Here is a 26,182-nt window from a genome sequence, read left to right on the forward strand (position 1 = left end):
CCAGTCAAACTGACGATTTTTTCACCAGCAAAAAAAGACGATATTTATCATTGACTTAAATTCTTGAGACAGGCTATGGGAAGCGCACTGGGGAAGGTGACAGCCGGGTGACATGTGGCACAACAAGTGTGCACAACCCTGCGCACATTAACGTCGGCAATGCACCACTTTCGTACACCACGCCGCGTTGAAGGTGACACAATCGCCTCCCTGCGATGTCTCTGCCCAGGACATATTTTTTCCTAGCACACTTGCATTCCTACCTTCAACCCAATAGAATCCGCCCCGTTAGTACCAAGCTGAAAGTCAATTCTGGTCGAACAAGTCCCGCCGACACCTCTCCAAACGAGAACAACGTCGAACATCAAGGACCGACCACCTCGCTGGTTTCCAGGTAATTCTCAAACTGACACCGCCCTTGAAACGATCAAAGGCCGTGCCCAAGTTACTTACTCTGACCGAACCAACCTGCAAATTGATCAGGATCGCCACCCTGGGCACAGAACCTTTGCCCTTGTTGTGTTGCCTGCCCTCCTAAGTACCTACCTGCCAGCCCCTAGCGCAACCTTATTAAAGCGCTGCAACTGGCTGCTTTGTTCCAGTCGGGTTCTTCGTCTGACCAATGGTGGTCGACGTTACTGGAACGTTTTAACGCTGCACGGCTCTTAACCGTGTCATTTGTAGGAACACCTAATAAATATGTCCACTCAACTCCAGACTCAGGATGCCATTCGCACCCTAACCCACGCTTTTGCTCCGTTGAACTGCCTGATCATGGCCACTCGCAAAGGCTGCTTCAGCTTCACCCTGGTGAATGAACACGGCATCGCCCGTCACAGCGAACGCCTGTATCCCGATCAATACTCCAGCGCCGAACCGCTGCAGGCCGTGATCGAGCGTACACGCCAGGCCCTGGTGGCCTGATACGCCGCAACGCTGAAAACCCAAGAGCCTCGCCTGATCGCGGGGCTTTTTATTGCCTGTGATTTGCCAATCCACTCCTCCAGCCAAAGCACCAATAGGTATAAGGCTTATAACAAGAGCTTGGAAATGTTTTAAAAACAGGCCTTTACAACGTAGATATGACACTACACTTCAAGTCAGGCGGCACGTGCCGCTTCCGGCAAACCTGATCCTTTCATCGCTGCCAAGCACCTTCGGGTTTCGCCGGCCACCTTCCCCCCTCGAGGGCATTATGGGTATCGCCGCCAGCGAGTTGTGCCGCTATGTCATTCGCCCGACGCTGATGTACCTGGGCAGTCATAGCAAAACCGCTGAAGCCTTGTTGCTGGGCATTGCCGCCAGTCAATCGGCGCTGGGCTCGGCACTGCACGATCGCCGCGGCCACGGTCTGTATCGCATCACCGAAGTGCGCCACCAGGCCCTCTGGGATCACTACCTGGCGCTGGACCCGGAACGGGCCAGCCTGGTGAGAGGACTGGCCAGCCAGCACGCGTTCCTCGCCGGACCGCACCTGGAACTGACCGTCAATCTGCGTTACGCCACCGCCATCGCCTGGCTGCTGGTGGAACAACAACACACCCCGCTCCCCGCAGCCGACGATCTGCTCGGCATGGCCCGTATCTGGAGGAAGACCTTTCAACCACAAGGACGTTTGAGAGATTTCGCCTGCGCCTGGCAAACCTGCGTTTCGCCGCTGAGCCAAGTCGCCTGCTGACACCGGCTTTTACAAAATCGGAGAAAAAAGCCGATTATGGTCTGATTGTCCTACAAAAACCCAGAAAATCTACTGATTCAGCCTATAGCGCCGTAGCCGAAATGTTGGTAATTTCCGCCTCGGTGATCACCAGGAGTTCTAATAATGAAAAAAGTAATGCTCAAATCAACCATCAGTCTCGCAGTTGCACTTGCCTCTACCCAGCTATTTGCCAGCGGCTTTGCTCTTAACGAACAAAGCATTAGCGGCATGGGTACTGGTTTCGCGGGGCGCTCCTCTTCTGCCGAAGATGCCAGCACCGTTTACGGGAACCCTGCGGGTATGTCCCTGCTGAAGCGCGACCAAGTAACCGTCGGCGTAGCAGCAATCGATGCCAAGACCAATCTGAAAAACGTCAAAGGTGGCCCTCCCGGCGGCACCAGCGATGGCGACATGGTTCCGTTCACCAGCGTTCCTATGGGGTTCTTCGTCAAACAACTGGGCAACGGCTGGGCATTGGGTCTGGGCGCCTACGCCCCCTTCGGCCTGGTTACCAACTATGAGTCCACCTCTGCCAGCCGTTATTACGGCGACAAGAGCGTAGTCAAGGTCATTACCCTGCAACCCACCGTCAGCTATGCCTTCAACGATATGGTGTCGATCGGCTTTGGCCCGACCATCAACCGTCTGAGCGGTGAACTGACTTCCGCGACCCCGTTTCCAAACCCTGCGCTCTTCGGCCGCAATGACGGCAGCGTGAAGATCAAGGGTGACGACACCGCCATCGGCTACAACGTCGGCATCATCGTCCAGCCTACCGAGGCCACTCGCCTGGGCCTGACCTACCACTCGAAGGTCAAGTACAAGCTGGACGGCCACACCGACATCGCAGGCCCGGGCTTCGGTCCTTTCAACGGCGGCCGTTACGATGCTTCGTTGGACATCACCACCCCGGAAGTCGTCGACTTCTCGGTCACCCAGAAACTGGATGACCAATGGACCGTCTACGCAGGTAGCACCTGGACTCGCTGGAGCCGCCTGAAAGACATCACCGTAAACAACCAGGGCGTTCCAGCCCTGCTCGGCGGCTCCGCCGGCCCGATCGGCACCATTTCCGAACCACAGAACTGGCACGACACCTGGGCCTCGGCGATTGGTGTTTCCTACAAAGTCAACAAAGAGTGGGTTCTGCGCAGCGGCCTCTCGGTTGACCAGGCACCAACCAACAACACCGATCGTTCGGTTCGTATCCCTACCGGTGACCGTAAGGCCATCAGCTTTGGTGCCGGCTACAGCCCGACTGATGACCTGACTCTGGACCTGGCGGTTTCCTACCTCAAGGAAGAAGACGTCAACGTCAACAGAACCGGCAAGGGCAACGCTTACAGCGCTACCTACCAGAACAGCGCATGGGGCTACGGCCTGGGCGCTACCTACAAGTTCTAACGAACGGTAGACCGCTCAGCTTCAAGCCAATAAAAAACCCGCTACTGCGGGTTTTTTATTGGTCAATGGATGCTTGCTCAAGACTTCGACGCCAACGCCTTCTCAACCGCCTCTATGAATTCCGGATTATCCGGCTTGGTCAGGCTGGAAAAGCTGGCAATCACATTGCCCTGCCGATCCACCACGTACTTGTAGAAATTCCACTTCGGCGCGCTGCTCTGCTGCGCCAATACCTTGAACAGATGCACCGCATCCGCCCCCAGGACCTTCTGCGGCTCGGTCATGGTGAAGGTCACGCCATAGTTGACGTAGCAGACCTTGGCCGTCTCGGCCCCGTCCTTGGACTCCTGCTTGAAGTCATTGGACGGTACGCCTACCACCTCCAGCCCCTGCTCCTTGTAACGCTGATACAGCGCTTCAAGGCCTTTGAATTGCGGAGCAAAGCCACAGAAGCTCGCGGTATTGACCACCACCAGCGGCTTGCCGGCAAAGCGCTGGCACAGATCGATGGACTCCTTGGCGTGCAACTTGGGTACAGATCCCTGCAGCAACGCCGGACAATCCGCCGCCCAGGCCGAACCTGCAAACAATGTGAGTAATGCCGGAACCACAAACCAGCGCTTAGCCATGTTCAGCGTCCTTCAATAGTCGTCGGATATCGACGTTACTCGCCCCTCTGCCCACCTAGCAAGCACCCATGCCCAACTGCATCAGCGCCAGCCCGCCGCGATGCCATCCCCACCAGGCCAGCCACAGCAGCCCAATGCCGACGCCCAGGCCGGCACTCCAACCCAGCCATGACTTCACGCTGCACTCGCCTGCAAGCGCGCCACCGGCCGCTCGCGCACCGGCCAATTGAGAGCCGCGGCCAACAGACTCAGAAGAATCGCCACCTGCCAGATCAAGTCATAACTCCCGGTACGGTCATACACCACGCCCCCCAGCCAACCGCCAAGGAACGAGCCCAACTGATGGAACAGAAACACGATGCCGCCAAGCATGGACAGGTTCCTGACCCCGAACAAGGTGGCGACCGTGCCGTTGGTCAAGGGCACGGTGGACAGCCAGAGAAAGCCCATGGCCATGCCGAACAGGTAGGCACTGGTCTGGGTCACCGGCAGCCACAGGAACAGACCGATCACCACCGCCCGCAACAGGTACAGACCGGTCAACAGCCGTGGCTTGGACATCCGTCCGCCCAACCAGCCCGCCGTGTAAGTGCCAAAGATGTTGAACAAGCCGATCAGCGCCAGCACCGTGGTTCCGACTGTCGCCGGTAGATGCTGATCCACCAGATAGGCCGGCAGATGCACGCCAATGAACACCACCTGGAAACCACAGACAAAGAAGCCGAACGCCAGCAACCAGAACCCCGAGTGAGAGCAGGCTTCACGCAGGGCCTCGCCCAGGCTCTGTTCATGCCCCAGCACCGGCAGCGGCTTGTCCTTGAGCATGCTGACCAGCGGCACGATCAGCGCCACCAGCAGCCCCAGCACCAGCAATGCCGTCGACCAGCCCAGCCAACCGATCAGCCCCAGGGTTCCGGGGAGCATGGCGAATTGACCAAAGGAGCCTGCGGCACTGGCGATCCCCATGCCCATGCTGCGCTTTTCCGGCGGCAAGGCACGACCGACCACCCCGAGAATCACCGAGAAGGAGGTTCCGGACAAACCGATGCCAATCAGCAACCCGGCACTCAGGGACAAGCTCAGCGCCGAATCCGAAAGCCCCATGAACACCAGCCCGACCGCGTACAGCACGCCGCCGATCAACACCACCCTGGCAGCCCCAAAGCGATCGGCCAGGGCTCCGGTAAAGGGCTGGGCCAGCCCCCAGATCAGGTTCTGCAGGGCAATGGCAAAGGCGAACACTTCACGCCCCCAACCGAACTGCGCGCTCATGGGCGGCAGAAACAGGCCAAAACCGTGCCGCACGCCCAGGGACAGCGCCAGGATCAATGCACTGCCGAGAAGGACCCAACCGCTGGTGCGCCACATCGATGACATTTTTATTCTCCAGTTACGGGTATATACCCGCTTATAATCGAACGAAACGGCGTCAGGCCAGTTCGTTCAGCAAGGCCAACAAGGTTTCACGCTTCTGCGCACCCAAACGATCGATCAGTCGCTGCTGAGCGGCCTCCCAGGCCGGCAAGGCCGCCGCCAGTCGCTCGTGCCCCGCCTCGGTCAGTTGCACCAGGCGATTGCGCTGATCGTCACCTTCCAGCAAGCGGACCAGACCGGCCGCCTCCAGCACCCGCACATTACGTCCCAGGGTACTGCGATCCAGGCCCATGGCCTCCGCCAGGCTGGAAATGCTCGGCTGATCGAGACGCAGCAGATTGTTCAGCAAGGAATACTGGGCGACGTTGATCCCGAAGCCATCGAGGGCGCCGTCGTAATACCTGCTGACGCCACGCGCGGCACGACGCAGATTGGTGCACAAACACTGAGAGGGAAGCATGGTGCGTGTATATACCCGCGATTAATTCAAGGCAAGAATTTTCAACTCAATCGGCAGATCCGGATCTGTCTCAAAATGCCACCACCGCCAGCAGCACGGCCACCTCCAGCAACTCCAGCAGCGCCCCGGCAGTGTCGCCGGTGGTGCCGCCCAAACGCCGCATCATCAAGTGTCGCAACCAGACAAACAGCACCAGCGCCAGCAGCAGCGCCCAGAGTCCACTGTAGCCGCCCAGCAGCAAACAACCGAGCACGCTCACTCCCAACACCTGCCGCCCCGCTAGCCGCGGCAGGTGATCGGCCAGAGCCTGCCCCAGACCGCCGGCGCGAACATAGGGCGTACTGAGGAACAAACCGAGCAGCGCCGCACGCCCGATCAACGGCGCCAGCAACAAGGCGAAAGCCTGCTGCTGCTCGATCAGCGCCACCAACGCGGTGAACTTGAGCAGCAGCACCAGCACCAGGGTCACCACCGCGATCGGTCCGCTGCGCGGGTCCTTCATGATGCTCAAGGTACGCTCGCGATCGCCAAAGCCCCCCAGCCAGGCATCGGCGCTGTCAGCCAAACCATCCAGATGCAAACCTCCGCTGAGCAGGACCCAGGCAGCCAGCAGCAGCGCTGCATGCAAAAGCAACGGCGTTCCCGCGAGCAGCACATTGACCGCCCACAGCAACACGCCAAACAACAGCCCCACCAGCGGATAGAACAACAGGGAGCGCCCCAGCTCTTGGGGTTCCGGCATGCCCGGCAAGCGCACCGGCAAGCTGCTGAGAAACTGCAAGGCAATCCAGAACGGCAGCATCTCAGCCCTCCTCGCTCAGCCGACCCGGGGCGACATTCAGGCTGAACAACGCGCCATGACTGACTTCGACATTCAACAACTGCTCCCGGGGCAGCCCCCGCGCCCGAGCCAGCAGCAGGCGCATGACCCCGCCATGACTGATCAACAGCACCCGCTGCCCGGCCCACGACTGGTACAGGCCATCAATGGCCGCCAGCACCCGCCGGGAAAAGTCCGCCACCGGCTCGCCCTCAGGCGGTGTGAAGCTGTAGGGATCGGCCCAGAAACGCCCCAGATCCTCAGCCTCGGTTTCCATCAGCGCCGCCGCGCTGCGTCCTTCCCAGGCGCCAAAATGCAGCTCCCGCAGATCAGGCGCCAGACTCAGGGGCAGGTGCAGTTGCGCGGCCAATTGCTCGGCAAACCGCGAACAGCGCTGCAACGGCGAACTGACGATCCGATCCCAAGGCCCGCGCCCCTGGACCCCGTCTCGCATCTGTTGCCAACCACGCTCCGTCAGGGCGTCATCCAGGCTGCCGCGCAAGCCGCCGCCCAGTTCGGTTTCCCCGTGGCGCAACAGGTCCAGGTGCAAGGTCATGCCGGGCGATCCGCCACCGCCGCCTCGGCGAAGGTCGCCATCTGCCCGTGCAGATCGCAGGCCAGACGCAGCAATGGCACCGCCAGCGCCGCACCGCTGCCCTCACCCAGACGCAAGCCCAGGTCCAGCAGCGGCTCGGCCTCCAGGGTCTGCAACACATGCCGGTGCCCCGGCTCAGCCCCCTGGTGGGCAAACAGCAGCCAGGGGCGACAGGCCGGATTCAGGCGCACCGCCACCAGCGCCGCGACGCTGCAGATAAAGCCATCCACCAGCACCGCGATGCCTTCCTGGGCACAGGCCAGATAGGCCCCCACCAGCGCCGCCACTTCAAAGCCGCCCAGGTTGAACAGGGTTTGCAGGGCATCGCCACGGGAGGCGGCATGCAGCGCCAGGGCTCGCTCGATCACTTGAGCCTTGTGGTTGACTCCGGCGGCATTCAGGCCGGTGCCCGGACCGGCCAACTGCGCCACCGGAATATACAGCAAGGCACAGGCAATGGCGCTGGCAGCCGTGGTGTTGCCAATGCCCATTTCACCGCCGATAAACAGCTGGGCACCCTCGGCTCGGGCCCGCAGCACGCTGTCGCGCCCGGCCTGCAGGGCTTGCTCGCCCTGATCCGGAGTCATGGCCGGTCCCTGGACAAAATTCTGCGTACCCGCTCCCAGGTTCAGGTGGCGTACCCCCGGCAGGTTCAAGCCGGACGCCACCGTTCCCAGGTCCACCACTTCCAGTTGCGCGCCCAGTTGCCGCGCCAGTACGCTGATCGCCGCTCCGCCACTGACAAAATTCAGCAGCATCTGCCCGGTGACCTCTTGCGGATAGGCGGACACCCCTTCGGCGACCACCCCGTGATCACCGGCGAAGATCGCGATCCACAGCCGCTCCAGGCCAGGTTTGAGCCGCCCCTGCAAACCGGCCAGGCGCACCGCCAAAGGCTCCAGTTGGCCGAGCGAGCCGGCCGGCTTGGTCAGTTGCTGCTGTCGCGCCAATGCTTGCTCGACCCTCTGCGCATCGATCGCCTTGCATGGATTCAGCCACCAGGAGTTACTCATAACGCAGTTCCTTTCAAAGTCAGGGGCAGGCCGGCCACCGTCAGCACCACACGCTGACAGCGCTCGGCCAGAGCTTGATGCAGCCAACCGGCTTCATCCACGTAACGGCGAGTCAATTCGCCCAGCGGCACGACACCCATTCCGGTTTCGTTGCTGACAAAAATGATCGTTCCCGGCAGTCCGGGCAGGCACTGCAACAAGGCGTCGCGCTCGGCCAGCAGACGCTCCTGGTCGTCCAGCATCAGCAGGTTGGTCAACCACAGGGTCAGGCAATCCACCAGCAGGCAATGCCCGGGGGCGGCGGCTTGCTGCAGCACCCGGGCCAGTTCCAGCGGCTCTTCGATCAGGCCCCAATGACTTGGCCGGCGTTCGCGGTGATGGACGATACGCTGGTTCATCTCGCCATCCAGGGGCTGGCTGGTGGCGATGTAGGTGACCTGCAGGGCGCTGTCGCTGGCGAGTTGTTCGGCCAGGCGACTCTTGCCGGAACGGGCACCGCCGAGAATCAGTTGCAGCATGCTTGAGCACCTTTGAAATGAATGTTCACCGCGGTTCTAGCGACCACAGAGCGTGAGCAGCGCGGCGGTGTCCAGATGCCGTTCCACCAGGTCCGCCAGACGCTCGATATCGCGCTCGCGCAAGGCGTGGTAGTCCACCTCCTGGACCGCTTCAAGGCCCGCCCAGCGCAACAGCGCGCTGCAGGCCGCCGGGCTTTCGAACAGACCATGCAGGTAGGTGGCGAGAATCTGCCCATCGGCGCTGCAAGCGCCGTCGCGACGTCCATCGTCCAACAGCACCGCCGGCTGCTCCAGGGCCGGGCCGCGGGTGACCCCGGCGTGAATCTCGTACCCGCTGATCGCGGCCTGCTCCAGGCTCAGATGGCCACGAACATTGCGCAGCTGCTTCTCTTCCTCAAGCACGGTGACAAAATCCAGCAGGCCCAGGCCCGGGCTGGAACCGGCGGCGCCTTCCAGGCCCAGGGGATCGTGCAACTGCTTGCCGAGCATCTGCAGGCCGCCACAGATCCCCAGCAGCTTGCCGCCATAGCGCAAGTGCCGGGCGATGGCCCGTTCCCAGCCGTTGGCTCGCAGAAAGGCCAGATCGCCGCGCACGCTTTTCGAGCCGGGAAGAATGATCAGATCGGCGGCCGGGATTGCCTGCCCGGGACCGATGAACTGCAAATCCACCTGCGGATGCAGGCGCAGGGGATCGAAGTCGGTGTGATTGCTGATCCGCGGTAACACCGGCACCACCACCTTGAGCACTTGCTCGACCTTGCCGGCCTGACGCTGATCGATGCCGTCCTCGGCTTCCAGGTGCAGGTCCAGCACGTAGGGCAGCACCCCGAGCACCGGCTTGCCGGTGCGGGCCTCCAGCCAGTCCAGTCCCGGTTGCAGCAGGGCCAGGTCGCCTCGGAAGCGGTTGATGATGAAGCCCTTGACCCGCGCCTGCTCACTGGGCGACAGCAGTTCCAGGGTGCCCACCAGATGCGCGAACACCCCGCCGCGGTTGATGTCGGCGATCAGCAGCACCGGGCAATCCACCGCCTCGGCAAAGCCCATGTTGGCGATGTCGCCGGCACGCAGGTTGATCTCCGCCGGCGAGCCGGCGCCTTCCACCATCACCACCTCATAGGCACCCCGCAGGCGCTCATGGGAAGCCAGCACCGCCTGCATGGCGATGGCCTTGTAGTCGTGATAGGCCACGGCATTCATGGTGGTCACGGCGCGACCGTGAATGATCACCTGGGAGCCGGTGTCGCTGTTGGGCTTGAGCAACACCGGGTTCATGTCGGTGTGGGGCGCCAGGTTGGCCGCCTGGGCCTGGACCGCCTGGGCCCGACCGATTTCACCGCCGTCGGCGGTCACCGCACTGTTGAGCGCCATGTTCTGCGGCTTGAACGGCACCACGCTGACGCCCTGGCGCAACAGCCAGCGACACAGCGCGGTCACCAGAGTGCTCTTGCCGGCATCCGAGGTGGTGCCCTGCACCATCAGGGTGGTCATGGGTGATCCTTGCGATAGGCCTGCAGCGCCTGCTCCAGGCGTGCCCAGTCGGCATCGTCGGCGGGCAGGCCGAAGCGCAGGCTGCTGTTGTGGACGAACAGCCGCAGCAGAATGCCGCGCCGGGCCATGAATTGATAAAGCTGCTCGGCCTCGGCGGTGATCAGCCACTGGAACAGGGCGCAGCCACCCTGGGGCTTGAAGCCGAAGCGTTCCAGAACCTCACTCAGGCGCTGGCTGGCCGCCTCGCTGCGCAGGCGCTGCCGCACATGCCCGTCGACATCCCGCAGGCACACCTGCCCCAGCACCCGGGTCGGCCCGCTGACCGCCCAGGGCCCCACCTGCTCCGCCAGCAGCTTGAGCAGCCGGCGCTCGGCCAGGACAAACCCCAGGCGCACGCCGGCCAGGCCGAAGAACTTGCCGAACGAGCGCAGGACAATCAGCCCTACCTGATGGGCATGGCGGGCCAGGCTCAGGTCCGGGGTGTTGTCCATGAAGGCTTCATCCACCACCAGCCAACCACCGCGCTGGGCCAAGCGCGCGTGCCAGTCCAGCAGGCGCTCCGGGGTCAGGCTCAGGCCGGTGGGGTTGTTGGGGTTGACCACCACTAGCACATCGAGGCTGTCGAGAAAGAAATCCACTTCCTGCTCCAGCACCTCCCGCACCCGGTAGCCACTGCGGCGCCAGGCTTCGGCGTGCTCGGCATAACAGGGCGACAACACCCCGACCTTGCCCGCCCGCCGCAGTCGCGGCAGCAATTGGATCGCGGCCTGGGAACCGGCCACCGGCAATACCTCGCCGGCACCGTAGTAGGCACAGGCCGCCTGCTCCAGGCCGTCATCGGTTTCCGGCAGGCGCGCCCAGGCCCGCAAGGGAATGTCCGGAACAGGAAACGGCCAGGGCGCCAATCCGCTGGACAGGTCCAGCCAGGCCTCTTCGGCGATCCCGTATTCCTGGGCCGCCTTGCGCAACCTTCCACCGTGCTCAAGCATAGAATTCAGCCCCCAGGCACAGAATCAACAACCACAGCCAGACACCCCGCTGCACCAACTGCCAGCCACGATCAATGGAATCGGCACTGGCCGGCTCGCCTTCGCCCAGTTGCGGACGCTGATGCAACTCACCGTGATAAATCGCTGCGCCCCCCAGTTCCACACCCAGGGCACCCGCTCCGGCCGCCATGACCGGGCCGGCATTGGGACTGTCCCAGGTCGGCCCCTGGCGCCACCAGCATTTGAGCGCCAGACGAGTCTTGCCCAGCACGGCATAGGTCAGGGCCACCAGGCGCGCAGGAATATAGTTGAGCAAATCATCGATCCGCGCCGCCGCCCAGCCGAAACGCTCGAAGCGCTCGTTGCGATAACCCCACATGGCATCCAGGGTGTTGCTCAGGCGATAGAGCACCACCCCGGGTGCACCGGCCACGGCAAACCAGAACAAGGCGGCGAACACCGCATCGCTGCCGTTTTCCAGCACCGACTCAGTGGCTGCCCGCGCCACTTCGGTGGCATCCAGCTCACTGGTCTGACGGCTCACCAGAAAACCGACCCGACGCCGGGCCTCATCCAGGTCGTCGCTGCGCAGAGCCTGGGCCACCGGCTCGACGTGCTCGCCAAGGCTGCGCAGGCCCAGGGCGCAATACAGTGCAACGATCTCCACCAGCCAACCGATGTAGGGCAACCAGGACAGAGCCGTGGCCAACAGGGTCAGGGGCAGCACCGCCAGTACCCAGGCGCTGACCCCATGACTGCGCCAGCCCCGGCCGGCGGCGTTGAAACGTTGCTCGATACGATCCGCCATGCGGCCGAAGGCTACCAGCGGATGCCAGCGCTTGGGCTCGCCCAGCAACGCATCCAGCGCCACCCCGGCGACACTCAGCAACGCCACGCTCATTGACTCACTCCCCAGTAATTCTCATACAGCAACTCACTCAATGGCCGGGGCTGCGCCCAGCCCTGCAGCGCCAGCATCGGCGCCGGATAGAACTCGGTCACCGGGCCCAGGCACAGCACGGCCAAGGGTTTGGCACCGGCGGGCAATCCCAGCAGGTCGGCCAGGGCCTGGGGCTCGAACAGCGACACCCAGCCCAGGCCCAGGCCTTCGCTGCGGGCCGCCAGCCAGAGGTTCTGAATGGCGCAGGACAGCGAGGCCAGGTCCATTTCCGGCAGGGTGCGCCGACCAAAGACATGCCGCTCGCGGCCATCCATCAATGCCGCCACCAGCACCTCGGCACAGTCATGGATGCCTTCGACCTTGAGCTGCATGAACTCGTCGGAACGCTCGCCCAGCGCCTCGGCGGTGCGCACCCGCTCCTCCTCCACCAACTGCTGGATGCGCCCGCGCAACGGGCGATCGCTGATGCGGATAAAACGCCAGGGCTGCATCAGCCCCACACTGGGCGCCTGATGCGCCGCCTCCAGCAAGCGCCGCAGCAACTCGGGCTCGACACTGCCACCGGCAAAATGCCGCATGTCCCGACGTTCGGCGATGGCGCGATACACGGCCGCACGCTCCGCCGCAGAAAATGCCTGCTCACTCACCGCTCACCCCCCCTGCAGGAGCCGGAGCGAACAACGCCGCCACCGCCGCCGGATTGGACGGAAAGTAGAAATGCACATAGGAAGCGGTCATCCGCCCGTCGCGGTACACCGCCTCAGCCCCCCGCCCACCGTTGGGACTGATGCCCCGGGCAATCGGCTCAAGGGCTGTGGTGGTCAGGGAGTGATGGTAGGTATGGCCACGCAAGCTGCCTTCCGGCAGCTCCACGGCCTGCAAGGCCAGGGCCGCCAGGCGCTTCTGCATCACCGCCGCGCCGGGCAGCAAGCCCAGCAGCTCGGCACACCGGCCGTCGACGTCAGTCAGGGAGTCGAGCAGGTACAGCATGCCGCCACACTCGGCGAGCAATGGCTTGCCCGCAGCATGGTGGGCACGAATGGCGTCGAGCATGGCGCTGTTCTGCGCCAGGGCCTGGTGATGCAATTCCGGGTAGCCACCGGGCAGGTACAGGCTGTCCGCCTGCGGCAGTGTCGTGTCGTGGATAGGGGAGAAGAAATGCAATTGCGCGCCCATGGCCCGCAACAGATCGAGGCTGGCGCCGTAGGTAAAGGCAAACGCCTCGTCCCGCGCCACAGCAATGCGCACCCCCTCCAGCAAGGGCTCGCAAATCACTGGGGTTGGCGCGGCAAAACTCACGGCGGGCGGCAACTCCACCTGACAGCTGCTGGCCAGCGCCTCGGCGGCGGCATCCAGGCGCAGGTCGAGATCATTCAGTTCACGGGCCTGCACCAGCCCCAGGTGCCGGCTGGGCAGTTCGATATCGGTTTCCCGGGACAGGGCGCCGTACCAGCGCAAGCCCTCGGTAAGGCTGCCTTCGAGCAACTGCGCGTGACGCAAGGTGCCGACCCGGTTGGCCAGCACCCCGGCGAACGGCAGGTCCGGCTGATAGCGGGCCAAGCCCAGGGCCAGCGCACCGAAGGTCTGGGCCATGGCGGTGCCATCGATCACCCCCAGCACCGGCACCCCGAAATGCCGCGCCAGATCGGCACTGGAGGGGGTGCCGTCGAACAGCCCCATGACCCCTTCGATCAGGATCAGGTCAGCGTCAGCCGCCGCTTCCCAGAGCAGGCGCCGGCTTTCCTGTTCGCCCACCATCCACATGTCCAGCTGATACACCGGAGCGCCGCTGGCACGTTCGAGAATCATCGGGTCGAGAAAGTCCGGGCCGCATTTGAACACCCGTACCTTGCGCCCCTGGTTGCGGTGCAGACGAGCCAGGGCAGCGGTCACGGTGGTCTTGCCCTGGCCGGAAGCCGGCGCGGCGATCAATACCGCCGGGCAATGACGAACATCGGTCATGAAATCACGCTCACAGCTCAACACCTTTCTGCGCCTTGATGCCGGCCTGGAAGGCATGCTTGACCATGCCCATTTCGGTGACGGTATCGGCCAGTTCGATCAGTTCCGGCTTGGCCCCACGGCCGGTCACCACCACATGCTGCATGGGCGGACGGGCTTGCAGGTCGCTGAGCACCTGGTCCAGATCCAGGTAGCCGTGCTTGAGGGCGATGTTCAGTTCGTCGAGCACCACCAGACCGATGCCCGGGTCGCTCAGCAACGCCCTGGACACCGCCCAGGCGGCTTCGGCCGCGGCGATATCGCGCTGGCGATCCTGGGTTTCCCAGGTAAAGCCCTCGCCCATCACATGAAAGCGCACCTGCTCCGGAAAACGCCGGAAGAACAGTTCTTCGCCGGTGCTGTTACGGCCCTTGATGAACTGCACCACGCCGCACTGCATGCCGTGGCCCATGGACCGCGCCAACATGCCGAAAGCCGAACTGCTCTTGCCCTTGCCATTGCCGGTCAGCACCAGCAACAGGCCACATTCGTTGGGCGAGTTGGCGATGCGCTCATCGATCACGGCTTTCTTGCGCAACATGCGCGCCACGTGGCGCTCGTCACGATCGGGGGATTCACTCATGGGGCAGCTCTCCGTTGGGGCTGGGGAACGGCGGGCAGGAAAAGGAATAGACGGCGCAAGCCTGGCATCGCCCACCGTGATGCCGTTGGATGGATCAGGCCGGTCTCCGGGCTCATGAGGGGCATTGCTGCCGGACTGCGCGCCTTCCCATGTCGTGGACACAGTGGCATCTGGCGCAGCCTTGACTCATCTACCGTTGCGGGGGCAGCGCCGGAATCGTAGCCATGTCCATCGCTGGCACAGGCCCTGACCGGCTTCCCTGTTTCACTCTGTCGACCAGCGGCCACAGAGCACCTGAAACAAGTCGCGAAGGTTAGAGGGTTGGGGGTGGAGCGTCAATTAAAGCCAGCCGGCGTGCGACACACAAAACTGCACCGCATCAACAAACTGACGCCAATCTTGTGCCACACTGAGCACATTGATATCAAATAGCCATATTTCAGCCCACCCACCACCAGACAACAACAAGGACGGATCCCGATGCAAGGCATGATCATCAGCAATCCCAAGCTGGAATTCCTGCGCCCGATGCTGGAACGCTGGTTTGATTGCATTGACCGCTACAACGCTGTTCGTGGCGATGGCGAAACCCCTTACTGGTTCGACGAACAAGCCAACCTGGGTTTGCTTTCCGCCGCCGCCTGGATGGCGGAGATGGTCAGCCTCGAACACAGCCCCAGCAAAAAACAGCAGGAGGCAGGCGCCCGCAACGCACGCACCGATCTGTACCTGGCCACCCGGGAAGAGCGCGCCTACATTCAGGCCACCCAGCGCTGGCCCCAGGTCAACGGCCTGCGCCTGACCCAGGCCCTGCTCGACATTGCCAGTGACGCTAGAACAATCAGCTACCCCAGCGACCTGCGGCTCGGCTGCCTGTTCGTCAGCCCGCAAAAAGCCCAGCACAGCGCCACCCCGGAAGAACTCCAGGACATGCTCGACGAGCTGCAAAAGGAACACTGCTGCGCGGTGGCCTGGTACTTTCCCTACGCCTATCGCAAGTTGCACAACGAAGCCGGCCACTACCATCCCGGGGTCGCGGTACTGTTCAAGGAAGCCCGCTGATCAGGCGGAACCATACGCCGGCTATGCTCCTCTATGACTAGGACGTCCGTGCACTCATAGGGAAATCAGCATGCTCAAGTCTCGACACGCCTTGCTTATCGCCATCGCCGCCGGCCTTACGGCCTGCGGCGAAACCTCCAGCCTGCAAGTTTCCGATGGCACCGGCCCCAGCCCCAAGCTGCCGGAGCCCAATCCGACGCTGATCCCCACGGTGAACATCGCCCCGGCGATTGGCTGGCCCAAGGGCACCCAGCCATTGGCGGCAGCCGGCACCCAGGTCAATGCCTTCGCCGAAGACCTCGATCATCCACGCTGGCTCTATGTCCTGCCCAACGGCGACGTACTGGTGGCGGAAACCAACGCACCGCCCAAACCCGACGACAATCAGGGCATTCGCGGCTGGATCGCCGGAAAGATCATGGGCCGCGCCGGCGCTGCCGTGCCCAGCGCCAACCGCATTACCCTGCTAAGGGATCAGGATCACGATGGCGTAGCCGAAACCCGCAGCGTGTTTCTGGACAACCTGAACTCGCCGTTCGGCATGACCCTGGTCGGCAATGACCTGTATGTGGCGGACACCGACAAGCTGCTGCGCTTTCCTTACCAGAACGGCGACACGCGGATCACCGCGACCGGCACCAAGGTCGTCGATCTGCCCGGCGGCACGCTCAATCACCACTGGACCAAGAACGTCATCGCCAGCCCGGACGGGAGCAAGCTCTACGTCACCGTCGGCTCCAACAGCAACGTCGGGGAAAATGGCCTGGACCAGGAACAAGGCCGCGCCGCGATCTGGGAGGTGGATCGGAGCAGCGGGCAGCATCGCCTGTTCACCACCGGCTTGCGCAATCCCAACGGCCTGGCCTGGGAGCCGGTCAGCGGGGCGCTGTGGACCGCGGTAAACGAACGCGACGAGATCGGCAGCGACCTGGTGCCGGACTACATCACCTCGGTCAAGGACGGCGCCTTCTACGGCTGGCCCTTCAGCTACTACGGGCAGCATGTGGATGTGCGGGTCAAACCGCAGAACCTCGACCTGGTGAGCAAGGCCATCGCCCCGGACTACGCGGTTGGCCCGCACACCGCCTCTTTGGGACTGACCTTTGCCCAGGGCAGCAAGCTCCCGGCACCGTTCACCGAGGGCGCGTTCATCGGCCAGCATGGCTCGTGGAACCGCAAGCCCCATAGCGGCTACAAAGTCATCTTCATCCCCTTTAGGGCCGGCAAGCCCCAGGGTCCGCCCGTGGACGTGCTCAGCGGCTTTCTCAGCGCCGATGAAAAGGCCTATGGACGCCCGGTTGGCGTAGTGATCGACCAGCAAGGCGACTTGCTGGTGGCCGATGACGTCGGCAACAAGGTCTGGCGGGTATCAGCCGCCAAAGCGCACTGATTCAGCGCTTGCGGCACAGGGTCAAACCGTCCCCCAGGGGCAGCAGCGACAGGTCGATTCGCGAGTCATCCCTCAAGGCCCGGTTGAGCGCCTGGATGGCTCGGGTATCTGCGCTGGCAGGATTCACCTCCAGCACACGCCCGCTCCACAAGGTGTTGTCGAATACCGCCAGGCCTCCGACTCGCAACAGACGCAACGCGGACTCCAGATAGGCCGGGTAGTTGGCTTTATCGGCATCGATGAAGATCAGATCGAAAGATTCGAGCCGGCCAGCCTGCTCCAGGTCAGCCAGGGTTTGCAGCGCTGGAGCCAGGCGCAGGTCAATGCGCCGCTCAACACCTGCCTCCTGCCAGTAACGGCGGGCCGTAGCGTTGTAGTCGCCGGGCAGGTCGCAACAGATCAACGAGCCGTCTGCAGGAAGGGCCTGAGCCATGCACAAGGCGCTGTAACCGGTGAAGGTTCCCACTTCCAGCACCTGGCGAGCAGCGGTCAACTGGATCAGTAGCGCAAGGAACTGCCCCTGCTCCGGCGCCACCTGCCAACGGGCAGTGGGCAGGGCCTGGGTTTCATCCCGCAGACGTCGCAACAGCGGCGTTTCACGCAGGGACACATCCAGCAGGTAGTTATACAGGGCATCGTCGAGGTTGAGCGTACGCGCAGTCACAGACACCTCGAGCAGAGTGGAATTATGGGTTGTGCGCCAGATGTTCCGGCTGCAGCACGCGCTTGGCGCTCAGATAGGCTTTCTGCCAATAGGCCTTGGACAGGCTGTCGAGCTTCACCGTGCCGCCGGTGGCCGGGGCGTGGACAAAACGCCCCTCACCGACATAGATCCCGGCGTGACTGACCTGGGAGCCGCCATTGGTGGCGAAGAAGATCAGGTCACCGGTTTGCAAGGCATTCTTGCCCACGTCCGGCGCCTGCATGCCGATCATTTCCCGGGTCGATCGTGGCAGGGAGATACCCGCGGCGTCACGGTAGACGTAGCCGATCAGGCCGCTGCAATCGAACCCGGAGTCTGGAGTATTGCCGCCCCAACGATAAGGTGTGCCGACCAGACCCAAGGCGCGGAACAGCACATCTTCAGCGACGGGAGAAAAAGCCTGGGAGGCGTTGAAAACCGGTGCACGTACCACAGGCGCAGGTGGCGGGGTACGGCTGGCGCAAGCGCTGAGCAGCGCGGCGAGGGCAATTAGGGCAAATCGGGCCGAGGTCGACATAAGCTGAACAATCCTGATCGGGATGCGGCTTTCTCTGCCGTTGATACTGAAAACAAAACCGCGTAAGCAGGGCTTACGCGGTTAGTTTCAACAATAGATCAGGATTCTAGCGTCTACGCGCCAAACTTCAAGTAAGACTTTAACTTCGCCCTACAAACTATCCGCTTATTTGCGTGCAGTGACCACGGTTGGCGCCATGGCGAGTGCGCGCTTGGCTTCGATGAAGGTCTTGCTCCAGTAGCTGTCACCCAGGCTGTCGACCCGCACACCGCCGCTGCGGCGGCTGCTGGAGTGGATGAACTGATCATCACCCAGGTAGATGCCGGCATGGCTGACGCGACCGCGACCGTTGGTGCTGAAGAACAGCAGATCACCCGGCTTGAGGTTGTTGCGCGCCACCAGAGGGGCTTTGACGTTGATCATTTCGCGAGTGGAGCGCGGCAAATTCATGCCCGCCTCTTCGCGAAACAGATAACCGATGAAACCGCTGCAATCGAAGCCGGCTTCCGAGGTACCACCGAAACGGTAGCGGGTACCGATCAGGGACATGCCGCGCTCGAGGATGCTGTCAGCCAGAACTGGCAACTGGTAAGGCTTGCTGTCAGAGAACTCTGCCAGTTCCTTTTCAGTTGCCAGCTCTTCCTGGTAAACAGCGGAAGACTGGTTTTTGACGGAGACTTGAGCCTGCTGGGCAGTTTGCTGCTGCGACACTGGAGTGTGGGAAGCGCAACCAAACAACAGGGTAACGAGTGCGAGAGGCACGAGGGGTGCGAAGCGATTTAGCATGGGCACGACCGTGGCTTGAAATAAATGAAGACGCGACTATGCCTTCTATCGCCCTCATTTGCAAATTCAATCGATCAGAATGTGACTTATGAGTTTCTTCCGTACATCTAAGGCTTTAAGCCCAATTTAAGTCCGACGGTCTTTGGAAACCCTTCCAAAGGCGCGATTTCTGACGCCTGAAATATGCCGAAGACCGGCAAGAAAACGGCTGCAGGCCTTGGTTTTACCAGCCCAGCGTCTCTTTCAGAAAGGGAATGGTCAGCTTGCGCTGAGCTTGCAATGAGGCCTGATCAAGACGTTCGAGCAGCTCGAACAGAGCACTCATGCTGCGGGTCCCGCGGGTGAGGATAAAATGTCCGACTTCGTCGGTCAGGTGCAGACCGCGACGCGAGGCGCGCAGTTGCAAGGCACGCAATTTGTCTTCATCGGAGAGCGGGCGCATCTGAAAAATCAGCGCCAGGGTCAGTCGAGACTTCAAATCCGCCAGCTTCACTGGCAATTCACGGGGCGAGGTTGAAGCGGCAATCAGCAAACGCCGGCCACTGTCACGCAAGCGATTGAACAGATGGAACAGCGCCTCTTCCCAATCAGCCTTGCCCGCTACCGCCTGCAAGTCATCCAGACACACCAGCTCGTACTGTTCCAGGTTGTCGAGAATCTCGATACCGCGATCCAGCAGCTCCGCCAGCGGCAGATAAACCGCAGGCTCCCCCAACTGCTCGAAACGCAAACAGGCTGCCTGCAGCAAATGCGTGCGGCCCACGCCGTCCTTGCCCCAGAGATAGATCAGGCTTTCGGTCCAGCCAGCGTCGGCTTCGCATAGGCGCTCGACGTAGCCGAGTGCAGCGGCATTGGCGCCTGGGTAGTAGTTGATGAAGGTGGCGTCGTCACGCAGACGCACACCTAGGGGCAGCTGAATCGGTTTCATGCTGACTGAACAGTTCCAAAGGAACCGTTAGTGGCCTCTGTGTAAAGTTTGCAAAGTTTATACCCGTGACGCCGAGCGCACAATGCAGCAGACCACAAGCAAAATCAAAGGTTTGCGTTAGCAAAACAGCATTCAGGGGCGAATTTTGACAGCCCCGGCAACAGCCAATGAACGCCAGCCAGCGCACGCCCGCAAGGCGCTCATTGCCGCCACTCGTTGCCCACCGGCCTACAGATCAGGGTCTTCGGCACCGCTGTAGAGGTCTGAATCCTTGTACAGATCGTGCATGTGACGCACCAGCACCATGATCACCGCGGCCACTGGCAAGGCCAACAGCACCCCGGTAAAACCAAACAGCTCACCACCAGCGAGAATGGCGAAGATCACCGCCACCGGATGCAGCCCAATACGGTCGCCCACCAACAGCGGCGTCAGCACCATCCCCTCCAGTGCCTGCCCCACCATGAACACGGCAACGATGCCGATCATGGGGTACAGGTCGCCGCCGAACTGGAACAGGCCGGCGATCAGCGCCGCGCCAATCCCTATGACAAAGCCCATGTACGGCACGATCGCCGCCAAGCCGGCAATCAGGCCGATCAACAGCCCCAACTCGAGCCCCACCAGCATCAGCCCCGCCGCGTAGATCATTCCCAGGGCCAGCATCACCAGCAACTGTCCACGGACAAACGCCCCCAGCACCTCATGGCACTCTCCCGCCAGGGACACCACCCGCTCTTCGCGATTGCGCGGCAGCAGACTGCGGATCTTGGCCATCATCAGGTCCCAGTCCCGCAACAGATAGAAGCTGACCACCGGAATCAGCACCAGGTTGGCCAGCCAACCGATCAGCGCCAGCCCAGACGCCGTGGCCTGGCTCAGCACCACGCCAACAATGTCAGTGGTCTGGCCCATGTGCTCGCTGATCGCAGCCTTGACCTTGTCGAATTTCCAGAAGCCATCCGCCAACCCCAAGCGTGCCTGCACCCAAGGCATGGCGGTGTGCTGCACCCAATCGAGCATCTGCGGCGCCAGCTCGTAGAGGCGCAGCAACTGCTTGGCCAGCATCGGCACCAGGACCAGCAACAGGGTCATGATGATCAGCGTGAACAAGGCAAACACCGCCACCACGCCCCAGGTGCGCGACAGCCCCCACGTCTCCAGGCGATCCACCAGCGGGTCGAACAGATACGCCAGCAACAGCGCCACCAGGAACGGACTGAGGATCGGATGCAGCAGATAGACGAACCCACAGACCAGGAGCACGCCCCCCAACCAGACCCAACGACGCGTATCAGCCATAAACCACTCCAGCTTCTATATAGAAGGAAACCCATCTGCTACCAGCGAAAACGCAATTGCGCGGCCTGCGGCGCAGCCACCGCCGGCGCCGCCCCTTCAGCCCCCGGCACAGCGGCCGGCGCCTCGCCCGCAGGAATTTCCTGCAGCTTGGCCAGAGACAGCTGCGCCCGCAGTTGCTCCGCACTGCCGTTGACCCGATAGATGACGCGATCACCGTCGATGCTCTGAATCTGCGCACCGAAAGGCTCCAACAGATGCCCCAGCGCCGCGTAGTGCTCCAGGGTCATGCCCTGCACTTCGAGCAATTGCTCGCTGGAGGCTCCAGGGCGCGTGACGAAACGCGGCGCCAGACGCTGACTCACCGCCAGCAGCACGCCATCGGCCAGCGCCGCCGTATCCGCGCCCTGAACAGTGCCCTGCTCTTTCTGATCGCCGAGCCACAAACGCCACTTGGCCTGCCATTGCCCGCCCTCTTCACGGGCATGCACCGCCAACAGTGCATCGGCGCCGTAACGCTCCGAAGCCTGGCGCAGAGGAGCCGGGTCGGCGCCTTCAAGATTGGGCGCCGTGGCAACGATCTGCTCATCCAGATCGCCCAGTGGCAGGCGCAGCGGCAGACCACGATGCTGCGCCGCACGCCGCAGAGGCGCGGCACTGGCCTGACCATCACCGACCAGGCTCGAGCCCTCAGTGGAGTCGCTCAACCACCAGCCCAGGATCGATGGCCGGTTGCTGCCCCACAACGGCAGGCCCGCCTGGCGCAGCGCGCGATCGGTGCTGACCGGATCAAAGTCCACTTGCAGGCTTTCCGGCGGACCGGCGTCATAGCCGTACTGGCTGATGATCTGCTGCGGATCCTTGCGAATTGCCGCCAGCCCCGCGCCCTGAGCCGCCTTGGCATCGCCGGTCAGGCGCAGCACCAGAGTCTCCAGGGCACGCTGCGTGGCCTGGTCGCGCTCCTCGGGCGACTGGCTGCTCACCGGCTCGCGCACTTGATACAGGCCATTGAGGGTTTCGGCATGACTCGCCAGGCTGACCAATGACAAACAGCCCACAAACAGAAATTGACCCAGACGCATGGAAGATTCCCGACGACAAAAAAACGATTGAAACAGCGCGCAAGAACCACTGCGAGCAAGGCTGTGACCACAAGCCCCGGTAAAACATTCACCCGTCGCCCGACTGTTTTCACGCTGTCATAACGATAGCCACTTGAGCGCTATACCTTATACAGGCATGGGCAGGACCACCAACACGGCCAATCGCGGTTTTTTTTAGGCGGATATGCCTCTACCCGTCGGCCCGAGGATGGCCGCTGCCCCACAAGCCTGATAAAATCGCGCGCCTTCGCAGACCGGCACCAGCTGGGCACCCTGAAACACTTTCCCAGTGCTCGGGCAGGCTCTCTGGTTCGGTCGATACCCCTGAATCCCCCCTAAAGGCCTGGATCATGAGCAAGCAACCCTCCCTGAGCTACAAAGACGCCGGTGTAGACATCGACGCCGGTGAAGCATTGGTCGAACGCATCAAGAGCGTCGCCAAGCGCACTGCGCGCCCGGAAGTCATGGGCGGCCTGGGCGGTTTCGGCGCCCTCTGCGAAATCCCGGCCGGCTACAAGCAACCTGTACTGGTTTCCGGCACCGACGGCGTCGGCACCAAGCTGCGCCTGGCCCTGAACCTGAACAAGCACGACAGCATCGGCATCGACCTGGTAGCCATGTGCGTCAACGACCTGGTGGTCTGCGGCGCCGAGCCGCTGTTCTTCCTCGACTACTACGCCACCGGCAAGCTCAACGTCGATACCGCCGCCCAGGTGGTCACCGGCATCGGCGCCGGCTGTGAGCTGTCCGGCTGCTCCCTGGTCGGTGGCGAAACCGCTGAAATGCCCGGCATGTACGAAGGCGAAGACTACGACCTGGCCGGCTTCTGCGTCGGCGTCGTGGAAAAGGCCGAGATCATCGACGGCTCGAAAGTCGCCGCCGGCGACGCCCTGCTGGCCCTGCCGTCTTCCGGCCCGCACTCCAACGGCTACTCGCTGATCCGCAAGATCATCGAAGTCGCCGGTGCCGACATCGAAAACATCCAGCTGGACGGCAAGCCGCTGACCGAGCTGCTGATGGCCCCGACCCGCATCTACGTCAAGCCGCTGCTGAAGCTGATCAAGGACACCGGCGCCGTCAAGGCCATGGCCCACATCACTGGCGGCGGCCTGCTGGACAACATCCCGCGCGTGCTGCCAAAAGGCGCTCAGGCCGTGGTTGACGTGGCCAGCTGGACTCGCCCGGCGGTCTTCGACTGGCTGCAAGAGCAAGGCAATGTCGACGAGCACGAAATGCACCGCGTCCTGAACTGTGGCGTGGGCATGGTCATCTGCGTAGCCCAGGATCAGGTTGAAAATGCCCTGAACGTCCTGCGTGCAGCGGGCGAGCAGCCTTGGGTCATCGGCCAGATCGCCACCGCAGCCGAAGGCGCGGCCCAGGTCGAGCTGAAGAACCTCAAGGCTCACTGATGCAAGAGCGGACGTCGCCGACCTGTGATGTTGTGGTGCTGCTGTCCGGCACCGGCAGTAACCTGCAAGCCCTGATCGACAACGCGCGCACCGACGACAGTCCGGTGCGCATCGCTGCCGTGATCTCCAACCGCGCCGACGCCTACGGGCTGCAGCGTGCCCAGGAAGCGGGCATCCCGACCCGCTTCCTCGATCACACCGCTTTCGAAGGCCGCGAGGCCTTCGATCAGGGGTTGATCGAGCTGATCGACACCTTCCAACCGAAACTGGTGGTACTGGCCGGATTCATGCGCATCCTCAGCGCCGGATTCGTTCGTCACTACCAGGGCCGACTGCTGAATATCCATCCCTCGCTGCTGCCCAAATACAAAGGGTTACATACTCACCAGCGGGCGCTGGAGGCCGGGGATACTGAGCACGGCTGCAGTGTGCACTTCGTCACCGAGGAACTCGATGGCGGGCCACTGGTCGTACAGGCTGTGATCCCGGTAGAGTTGCACGACTCGCCGCAAAGCCTGGCGCAGCGAGTGCACATCCAGGAACACCGGATTTACCCCATGGCTGTACGCTGGTTTGCCGAAGGTCGGCTGATGCTCGGCGATCAGGGTGCTTTACTGGATGGTCAATTACTGGCCGCCAGCGGCTATTTGATTCGAACCTAGGAGATTTTATGCGTCGCGCCCTGCTCTTCGCTTGCGCTCTGTTCGCCCTGCCGGTTGTGCAGGCAGCAGACCTTCACCCGTTCTCCGCCAGCTACACCGCCGACTGGAAGCAACTGCCCATGAGCGGCACGGCTGAACGCAGCCTGGAAAAAACCGCCAATGGCGCCTGGAAACTCAGCTTCAAGGCGTCGATGATGATCGCCAGCCTGAGCGAGGAAAGCACCCTGACCCTGGACAAGGACACCCTGGTGCCCCAGTCCTATCACTTCGAGCGCGGCGGTCTGGGCAAGGCCAAGAAAGCCGATCTGGATTTCGACTGGAACGCCAAGATGGTCACCGGCACCGACCGTGGCGATGCGGTCAAGCTGCCGCTGAACACCGGCATGGTGGACAAATCCACCTACCAGCTGGCCCTGCAGCACGACGTGGCCGCCGGCAAGAAGACCATGAGCTATCAAGTGGTCGACGGCGGTGAAGTCGACACCTACGATTTCCGCGTCCTGGGCTCGGAAAAAGTCGACACCAAGGCCGGCCAGATCGATGCCATCAAGGTTGAGCGCGTGCGCGACCCGACACAGAGCAAACGCATCACCGTGATGTGGTTCGCCAAGGACTGGGATTACCTGCTGGTCCGCCTGCAGCAGGTGGAAACCGACGGCAAGGAGTACAACATCATGCTCCTCAACGGCACCGTCAACGGCAAGACAGTCAAAGGCAGTTAAGCCGCAGCACGATCAAAGCCTCGCGAAAGCGGGGCTTTTTTTTGCTCGAAATGCCACTCCATGCCCGCTTGCCAGACGCAAGTGCAAGCCCTCCAAGATGAAACTTTTGTCATGAAACTTCGCCGACTGCGGCGAAATGTCACGGTTTTCGCGGGCTGCAGGATTGTCGCCAATCCTGCAAAGGTCTGTTGCAGATCCAGGCAATTTACTTAGCAAGCTAACAAAACATATAACAGAGGCCTGCACACGCCTTGCTGCAGATCAACCGAGATTGGAGCTAGCAGATGACTGTAAAAGTAACTGAACGCGACGATTCACATATGTCCCATGAAGGCGTAGCCGCGGGTGTACGGATCTGGGATGTGCATCAACAAGGCATGCTGGTGGGCATGTTCCACTCCGAGAGCGACGCCCACAGCTACAAGGCCGAACTGGAAAAACTCGAGCAGAACCGCGCGCCCCAGAGTTCCTGATTCAACCTCGACACAGCGGTGCCGGGATTCCACGCCAATCCCCCCACCCAAAAACCACCAACCCCGCCATGAGCGGGGTTGGTGGTTACTGGATGCTTACCACATCAGATCATCAGGGATCTGGTAGGCCGCGTATGGATCGTCCTCATCCGGCGCCTCGGTGGGCGTGTTCAGTTGCACGATGCGCCGCGGGTCACGCTCCTGGATCTTCAGCGCCGCCTCCCGCGGAATCACCTCATAGCCACCAGCGTGGTGGACGATGGCCAGGGAACCGCTGCTGAGCTTGTTGCGCATCAGGGTGTTCACCGACAGGCGCTTGACCTTCTTGTCGTCGACGAAGTTGTAGTAGTCCTCGGTGTTCAGCTTGGGCAGGCGCGAGACTTCGATCAGTTGCTTGATCTGCGCCGCACGGGCCTTCTGCTCGGCCTTCTCCTGCTGCTGACGGTTGAGCTCCTGGTCACGCTTGACCTTTTCAGCCATGGCCTCCTGGGCTGCGCGCTGCTGGGAATCATCGAGTTCGATCTGGCCTTTATGGGCCAGTCGCTGCTGCTTCTGCTTGTCTTTGCTGACCTGCTTGGCCTGCTTTTGGTTGACCAGCCCTGCTTTGAGCAACTGGTCGCGAAGGGAAAGGCTCATGGTGCTTACTCACTTAGG

At 62.3% G+C, this 26,182-nt stretch carries 30 protein-coding genes and 1 riboswitch; of the genes, 9 read left to right on the forward strand and 21 right to left on the reverse strand.

The window, feature by feature from the left end; genetic code table 11:
- The first annotated feature begins 699 nt into the window (after positions 1-699).
- The 3 genes from GWQ44_RS17050 (at position 700) to GWQ44_RS17060 (ending at position 3,103) form a co-directional block, all read left to right on the forward strand.
- Positions 700-924, forward strand: coding sequence for a hypothetical protein (locus GWQ44_RS17050; RefSeq protein ID WP_016967457.1), 225 nt, complete (start codon positions 700-702; stop codon positions 922-924).
- 271 nt (positions 925-1,195) lie between these two features.
- Positions 1,196-1,678 (forward strand): hypothetical protein, encoded by a 483-nt coding sequence (locus GWQ44_RS17055; RefSeq protein WP_016967458.1) that lies wholly within the window; start codon positions 1,196-1,198, stop codon positions 1,676-1,678.
- A 144-nt stretch (positions 1,679-1,822) separates the two neighbouring features.
- A complete protein-coding gene (locus GWQ44_RS17060; protein WP_275927846.1) occupies positions 1,823-3,103 on the forward strand; it encodes an outer membrane protein transport protein in 1,281 nt (426 codons plus the stop codon).
- 77 nt (positions 3,104-3,180) lie between these two features.
- Here GWQ44_RS17060 and GWQ44_RS17065 read toward each other — a convergent pair whose 3' ends face one another.
- From GWQ44_RS17065 to cobO, 14 genes are all read right to left on the reverse strand, one after another.
- A complete protein-coding gene (locus tag GWQ44_RS17065) occupies positions 3,181-3,732 on the reverse strand; it encodes a redoxin domain-containing protein (RefSeq protein WP_103741907.1) in 552 nt (183 codons plus the stop codon).
- 55 nt (positions 3,733-3,787) lie between these two features.
- Positions 3,788-3,910, reverse strand: coding sequence for a hypothetical protein (locus GWQ44_RS17070; RefSeq protein ID WP_256596705.1), 123 nt, complete (start codon positions 3,908-3,910; stop codon positions 3,788-3,790).
- Positions 3,907-5,100 (reverse strand): MFS transporter, encoded by a 1,194-nt coding sequence (locus GWQ44_RS17075; protein WP_161799188.1) that lies wholly within the window; start codon positions 5,098-5,100, stop codon positions 3,907-3,909. Before GWQ44_RS17075 ends, GWQ44_RS17070 begins: the two co-directional genes overlap by 4 nt.
- A 61-nt stretch (positions 5,101-5,161) precedes the next feature.
- Positions 5,162-5,566 (reverse strand): MarR family transcriptional regulator, encoded by a 405-nt coding sequence (locus GWQ44_RS17080; protein WP_016965798.1) that lies wholly within the window; start codon positions 5,564-5,566, stop codon positions 5,162-5,164.
- A 70-nt stretch (positions 5,567-5,636) separates the two neighbouring features.
- Positions 5,637-6,368 carry an adenosylcobinamide-GDP ribazoletransferase gene (locus GWQ44_RS17085; protein ID WP_275927847.1) on the reverse strand — a complete coding sequence of 244 codons (732 nt, stop codon included), beginning with the start codon at positions 6,366-6,368 and terminating at the stop codon, positions 5,637-5,639.
- A 1-nt stretch (position 6,369) separates the two neighbouring features.
- On the reverse strand, positions 6,370-6,942 hold the full coding sequence (cobC, locus tag GWQ44_RS17090) for an alpha-ribazole phosphatase family protein (protein ID WP_275927848.1): 573 nt from the start codon (positions 6,940-6,942) through the stop codon (positions 6,370-6,372).
- Complete coding sequence (gene cobT, locus GWQ44_RS17095; RefSeq protein WP_275927849.1) at positions 6,939-7,994, reverse strand: nicotinate-nucleotide--dimethylbenzimidazole phosphoribosyltransferase; 1,056 nt, start codon at positions 7,992-7,994, stop codon at positions 6,939-6,941. The genes cobC and cobT overlap by 4 nt, the downstream gene beginning before the upstream one ends.
- Complete coding sequence (cobU, locus tag GWQ44_RS17100; RefSeq protein ID WP_103742308.1) at positions 7,991-8,512, reverse strand: bifunctional adenosylcobinamide kinase/adenosylcobinamide-phosphate guanylyltransferase; 522 nt, start codon at positions 8,510-8,512, stop codon at positions 7,991-7,993. Before cobU ends, cobT begins: the two co-directional genes overlap by 4 nt.
- Before the next feature lie 36 nt (positions 8,513-8,548).
- The gene (locus GWQ44_RS17105; protein WP_047305617.1) at positions 8,549-10,000 is read right to left on the reverse strand and encodes a cobyric acid synthase; all 1,452 of its coding nucleotides are present in this window, start codon (positions 9,998-10,000) and stop codon (positions 8,549-8,551) included.
- A complete protein-coding gene (cobD, locus tag GWQ44_RS17110; RefSeq protein ID WP_047305618.1) occupies positions 9,997-10,989 on the reverse strand; it encodes a threonine-phosphate decarboxylase CobD in 993 nt (330 codons plus the stop codon). The genes GWQ44_RS17105 and cobD overlap by 4 nt, the downstream gene beginning before the upstream one ends.
- The gene (gene cbiB / locus GWQ44_RS17115; protein WP_016966230.1) at positions 10,982-11,890 is read right to left on the reverse strand and encodes an adenosylcobinamide-phosphate synthase CbiB; all 909 of its coding nucleotides are present in this window, start codon (positions 11,888-11,890) and stop codon (positions 10,982-10,984) included. Before cbiB ends, cobD begins: the two co-directional genes overlap by 8 nt.
- Positions 11,887-12,537: a 5,6-dimethylbenzimidazole synthase gene (gene bluB / locus GWQ44_RS17120; RefSeq protein WP_016966229.1), complete on the reverse strand. Its 651-nt coding sequence runs from the start codon at positions 12,535-12,537 to the stop codon at positions 11,887-11,889. Before bluB ends, cbiB begins: the two co-directional genes overlap by 4 nt.
- A complete protein-coding gene (locus GWQ44_RS17125) occupies positions 12,530-13,852 on the reverse strand; it encodes a cobyrinate a,c-diamide synthase (RefSeq protein ID WP_275927850.1) in 1,323 nt (440 codons plus the stop codon). The genes bluB and GWQ44_RS17125 overlap by 8 nt, the downstream gene beginning before the upstream one ends.
- A 10-nt stretch (positions 13,853-13,862) precedes the next feature.
- Positions 13,863-14,474: a cob(I)yrinic acid a,c-diamide adenosyltransferase gene (cobO, locus tag GWQ44_RS17130; protein WP_016966227.1), complete on the reverse strand. Its 612-nt coding sequence runs from the start codon at positions 14,472-14,474 to the stop codon at positions 13,863-13,865.
- A gap of 79 nt (positions 14,475-14,553) precedes the next feature.
- Positions 14,554-14,787: riboswitch (cobalamin riboswitch) on the reverse strand.
- Positions 14,788-14,954: 167 nt separating this feature from the next.
- Here cobO and GWQ44_RS17135 point away from each other — a divergent pair.
- Positions 14,955-15,536 carry a hypothetical protein gene (locus GWQ44_RS17135; RefSeq protein WP_179600300.1) on the forward strand — a complete coding sequence of 194 codons (582 nt, stop codon included), beginning with the start codon at positions 14,955-14,957 and terminating at the stop codon, positions 15,534-15,536.
- 70 nt (positions 15,537-15,606) lie between these two features.
- On the forward strand, positions 15,607-16,926 hold the full coding sequence (locus GWQ44_RS17140) for a sorbosone dehydrogenase family protein (protein ID WP_275927851.1): 1,320 nt from the start codon (positions 15,607-15,609) through the stop codon (positions 16,924-16,926).
- Position 16,927: 1 nt separating this feature from the next.
- Here GWQ44_RS17140 and GWQ44_RS17145 read toward each other — a convergent pair whose 3' ends face one another.
- The 6 genes from GWQ44_RS17145 to GWQ44_RS17170 form a co-directional block, all read right to left on the reverse strand.
- Positions 16,928-17,590, reverse strand: a complete 663-nt coding sequence (locus tag GWQ44_RS17145; RefSeq protein WP_275927852.1) for a class I SAM-dependent methyltransferase — start codon at positions 17,588-17,590, stop codon at positions 16,928-16,930.
- A 22-nt stretch (positions 17,591-17,612) separates the two neighbouring features.
- Positions 17,613-18,146, reverse strand: a complete 534-nt coding sequence (locus GWQ44_RS17150; RefSeq protein WP_016966223.1) for a C40 family peptidase — start codon at positions 18,144-18,146, stop codon at positions 17,613-17,615.
- 165 nt (positions 18,147-18,311) lie between these two features.
- On the reverse strand, positions 18,312-18,932 hold the full coding sequence (locus GWQ44_RS17155; RefSeq protein ID WP_016966222.1) for an NlpC/P60 family protein: 621 nt from the start codon (positions 18,930-18,932) through the stop codon (positions 18,312-18,314).
- Between the two features lie 223 nt (positions 18,933-19,155).
- A complete protein-coding gene (gene hda, locus GWQ44_RS17160) occupies positions 19,156-19,860 on the reverse strand; it encodes a DnaA regulatory inactivator Hda (protein WP_007898944.1) in 705 nt (234 codons plus the stop codon).
- 228 nt (positions 19,861-20,088) lie between these two features.
- Positions 20,089-21,162 (reverse strand): AI-2E family transporter, encoded by a 1,074-nt coding sequence (locus tag GWQ44_RS17165; protein ID WP_016966221.1) that lies wholly within the window; start codon positions 21,160-21,162, stop codon positions 20,089-20,091.
- Positions 21,163-21,200: 38 nt separating this feature from the next.
- Positions 21,201-22,241 (reverse strand): DUF2066 domain-containing protein, encoded by a 1,041-nt coding sequence (locus GWQ44_RS17170; protein ID WP_275927853.1) that lies wholly within the window; start codon positions 22,239-22,241, stop codon positions 21,201-21,203.
- 371 nt (positions 22,242-22,612) lie between these two features.
- Here GWQ44_RS17170 and purM point away from each other — a divergent pair, with 371 nt between their 5' ends.
- From purM to GWQ44_RS17190, 4 genes are all read left to right on the forward strand, one after another.
- Entirely contained in the window at positions 22,613-23,671 is a 1,059-nt protein-coding gene (gene purM, locus GWQ44_RS17175; protein WP_275927854.1) for a phosphoribosylformylglycinamidine cyclo-ligase, read from the forward strand.
- Positions 23,671-24,333 carry a phosphoribosylglycinamide formyltransferase gene (gene purN, locus GWQ44_RS17180; RefSeq protein ID WP_047305627.1) on the forward strand — a complete coding sequence of 221 codons (663 nt, stop codon included), beginning with the start codon at positions 23,671-23,673 and terminating at the stop codon, positions 24,331-24,333. Before purM ends, purN begins: the two co-directional genes overlap by 1 nt.
- Before the next feature lie 8 nt (positions 24,334-24,341).
- Positions 24,342-25,055: a DUF3108 domain-containing protein gene (locus GWQ44_RS17185; protein WP_047305628.1), complete on the forward strand. Its 714-nt coding sequence runs from the start codon at positions 24,342-24,344 to the stop codon at positions 25,053-25,055.
- 284 nt (positions 25,056-25,339) lie between these two features.
- A complete protein-coding gene (locus GWQ44_RS17190; protein ID WP_016966217.1) occupies positions 25,340-25,528 on the forward strand; it encodes a hypothetical protein in 189 nt (62 codons plus the stop codon).
- A 96-nt stretch (positions 25,529-25,624) separates the two neighbouring features.
- On the opposite strand, the gene GWQ44_RS17195 is transcribed toward GWQ44_RS17190, so the two are convergent.
- A complete protein-coding gene (locus tag GWQ44_RS17195) occupies positions 25,625-26,164 on the reverse strand; it encodes a DUF2058 domain-containing protein (RefSeq protein WP_016966216.1) in 540 nt (179 codons plus the stop codon).
- Between the last annotated feature and the right edge of the window lie 18 nt (positions 26,165-26,182).

This window comes from Pseudomonas sp. 3MA1, assembly GCF_029237275.1.
In the GTDB taxonomy this organism is placed as follows: domain Bacteria; phylum Pseudomonadota; class Gammaproteobacteria; order Pseudomonadales; family Pseudomonadaceae; genus Aquipseudomonas; species Aquipseudomonas fluorescens_AP.